The 2,611-nt window shown below is 54.5% G+C and carries 4 protein-coding genes; 3 read left to right on the top strand and 1 reads right to left on the bottom strand.

Going from position 1 to position 2,611, the window contains the following annotated elements; all coding sequences use genetic code 11:
- Window positions 1–1,172 (bottom strand): DUF1302 domain-containing protein (locus DBR24_RS02895; RefSeq protein ID WP_146188940.1); only part of this gene is annotated, 1,172 nt, incomplete at its 3' end.
- Between the two features lie 625 nt (window positions 1,173–1,797).
- Between DBR24_RS02895 and DBR24_RS02890 the strand changes: the two genes are divergently transcribed.
- From DBR24_RS02890 to DBR24_RS02880, 3 genes are read left to right on the top strand one after another with little or no spacing between them, the layout of a single operon-like run.
- Window positions 1,798–1,986: a hypothetical protein gene (locus tag DBR24_RS02890; protein WP_128613845.1), complete on the top strand. Its 189-nt coding sequence runs from the start codon at window positions 1,798–1,800 to the stop codon at window positions 1,984–1,986.
- Window positions 1,983–2,324, top strand: a complete 342-nt coding sequence (locus tag DBR24_RS02885; RefSeq protein WP_123464745.1) for a hypothetical protein — start codon at window positions 1,983–1,985, stop codon at window positions 2,322–2,324. The genes DBR24_RS02890 and DBR24_RS02885 overlap by 4 nt, the downstream gene beginning before the upstream one ends.
- Entirely contained in the window at window positions 2,321–2,578 is a 258-nt protein-coding gene (locus tag DBR24_RS02880; protein WP_128613844.1) for an immunity protein, read from the top strand. The genes DBR24_RS02885 and DBR24_RS02880 overlap by 4 nt, the downstream gene beginning before the upstream one ends.
- The last annotated feature ends 33 nt before the right edge of the window (window positions 2,579–2,611 follow it).

Genomic DNA, 2,611 nt, shown 5'->3' with positions numbered 1-2,611 from the left:
GCGGTGCCGGTCGGCAACGTGGTCGAAAAACTCGCACCGTACAGACGAATGTCTTCAGGGTATTCGAGGAAGTACTGGCCACGTCCGAGCATCACACTTTGCGCCAGTCCCGAACCGCTGCCGGGGGCCAGACGATTGGCGATGCCGACCATACCCGGCAATGCCGCCAGGGTCGAAAGCCCCGCGGTGGTGGTCCCCACCGTGGGTGTGCGGCTGTGGTAATTCATGAAGTAGAGGCCGTACTCGGTGTCGTCACCGAGCCAGCGCAATGCCGTGCCCCACTGGCCGGAATCCCGTGCATCGCGGTCACCGCCACGGGGTACCACCACGCCTTCGCGAGTTACCTGAATGCCTTGACCAAAGGCTTGGGTCAACGGCACAAACGGTGCAATCGCAGGGCTGCCGACGGTGTAGTTGTTGTTGCACCCGTCCGACGCCACATCGACACCGAAGAACGTGCCGCAGTTGTCGAGAACCGTCTGATCCCACTCCAGTTGATAGAAACCTTCCACCGAGAGTTTGTCGGTGAGGCTTTGCGAGCCGAACAGCATGTTCACCGGAATCAGGCCTTCCTTGATCTCGGCACCGGGGCGCCGAAACGCCGAAACGTCGATCGGGTTGATGCTGTTGATCGAGTTGCCGATGAAGGTACTTTCACCCCAACTGACCACTTGCTTGCCGGCGCGCACAGTGCCCGGCAAGTCCGCGATGGAATAGTTGTGATAAACGAACGCATCGAGAATCTGCGCCCCGGAGGACTTCGCGCCTTCCTTGCGGCCGCTGTCGCTGATCGGCTTGAACTCGCGGTCTTCGTCCTTGAGTTCGAAGTCGTACCAATACTTGCCACGCACGAACACACCGGTGTCGCCGTACTTCAATTCGAGGTCGTGGATGCCTTTGAAGATCTTCGAAAAGGTCTCACCCTTCTTGAAGTTCAAGCGTCCGTCATCACCGGTCGAGGATTGTCCGGTCCCACCGTTGACTGTGCCGACCAGCGACTTCTCGGCATCGCGCATGCCCCAACTCGCACCGATCGACAGCGACGAGTCGAACGTCCCCTCGATTTCCCCGATATTGAACGAAACCGCCTGCGCCTGAGCACAGCAACCCAAAGCCACCGCGGCTGCCAGCGCCTGCGGTATGAAGATGGCGCGCATTGTTTTTGTTGTCATGCGTCTTCCCCGGTGAGTGACAGAAGGCCCCACCCTACTGCCGGGTGACCGGGTCGATAAGCGCACCAAGGAGGTATTCGTGTTGTCGCTCGAAAGGATGAATGCCCTTGCGAAACGGGCCTTTGCGCGAGCCATGGATTGGCTGGATAGAGGATCATCAGTACCGCGCATGAAGCCGGTGGGGCGAGATGACTGTTACATGCCCCGTAACAGTGCATGTCAGAGATCGGTATTTTTCCTACAGGCTCAACACCTTATTCTGAGCGCGCTTTCAGGCAATACGCCGAAAAGCACGAAGCCAGCTACGCTGAGTCATGGAAGCGACTGGCAACAGATTTCAGATGAATCGAGATGTCGGTTCATCGCCCCGGTGTTCACTGACGTTGATTTGTAGCTCCTTGATCCAACGTCTTACCTTGGCCGCTGCGTTTGCAGCGGCCTTTTTTATGGCTGTTGAAAAACCATTCCCTAAGACCTGCAAACACTTTCCGAGAACAACGTCGGACCTTTCCTGCTGCGTAGGCGAATTCTCCCCGCTTTGTGATTAGTCGGCGAAAACCCTCTCAAAACAACACCCTGTTACTTACGGGCTTCTCAGATTTTTTAACAGCGACTCTGATGTAACTTGAAACACCTCAATCACTCGCTGGTGACACGGACGTCACTATCGGCCGCGCTGACCTGCCAGCAAGTTATCACGCACATTCAAAAGGACATGAATATGCAAAGACCTCCACCCCTGATGCTTGATGAAATCCGTATTACCGCCATTGGCGAGCGGCGGTTATCACTAAAGCCGGAATTGATGCTGTGAAAATACATATCGCGAGGCTTGACCAATCAGATGCCAACGAAATCATGATTCAACGTCTGGAAAAAATTCTCAGCGGGCACTGGATGCTCACCGATACGGATTTACGCTATTACACTCATGAGATCAGGGAGCTGGAAAGGTTTCGAGCAATGGGGCTTAGCGATGAGTTCAAACCTGAAAGCGGATCTCCTGCCTGGAACAACGCGCACACCGCAACACTGGAGGATTACAAACTGGGTAGTGAAGACCATTTGTTGTACTCACCAGACGCGGTTCAGGCAGTAAACAGCCAGATAGATCGCATATATGAACAACTGCTTAAAGGAACCTACCAATGACCCCGATCGAGCAAATCGTAAAAAACGAACCCATCGCAGACGTTCTGACAGCCTTTGGTATCGGACTGGCGTATCCATCGCTGGATAGAATGATTGGTCGCTACAAATTCGAACTCATTGCCAATGGCGAACTGCTGAAAACCTATGCACAACTTTTCGAACAGGGTGTGTTGGCCAATGGCGACGGACCCGTTGCCGTCAAAGGACCTAACTGGCGAGCTCCCAGATTTATAACTGACAACACGTTTTCTTAAGTCGCAATTCAAGCCACCAAGCCCAAACCTGGT

Source organism: Pseudomonas sp. HMWF006, from assembly GCF_003061205.1.
In the GTDB taxonomy this organism is placed as follows: Bacteria; Pseudomonadota; Gammaproteobacteria; order Pseudomonadales; family Pseudomonadaceae; genus Aquipseudomonas; species Aquipseudomonas monsensis.
Note: the sequence above shows the minus strand (reverse complement) of the source record. Positions and strands in the feature narration are given on the sequence as shown.

What these genes read in the sequence shown, in the direction of transcription:
- DBR24_RS02880 (WP_128613844.1), top strand. Translation starts at nt 2,321, where the DNA reads ATGACCCCGATCGAGCAAATCGTAAAAAACGAACCCATCGCAGACGTT.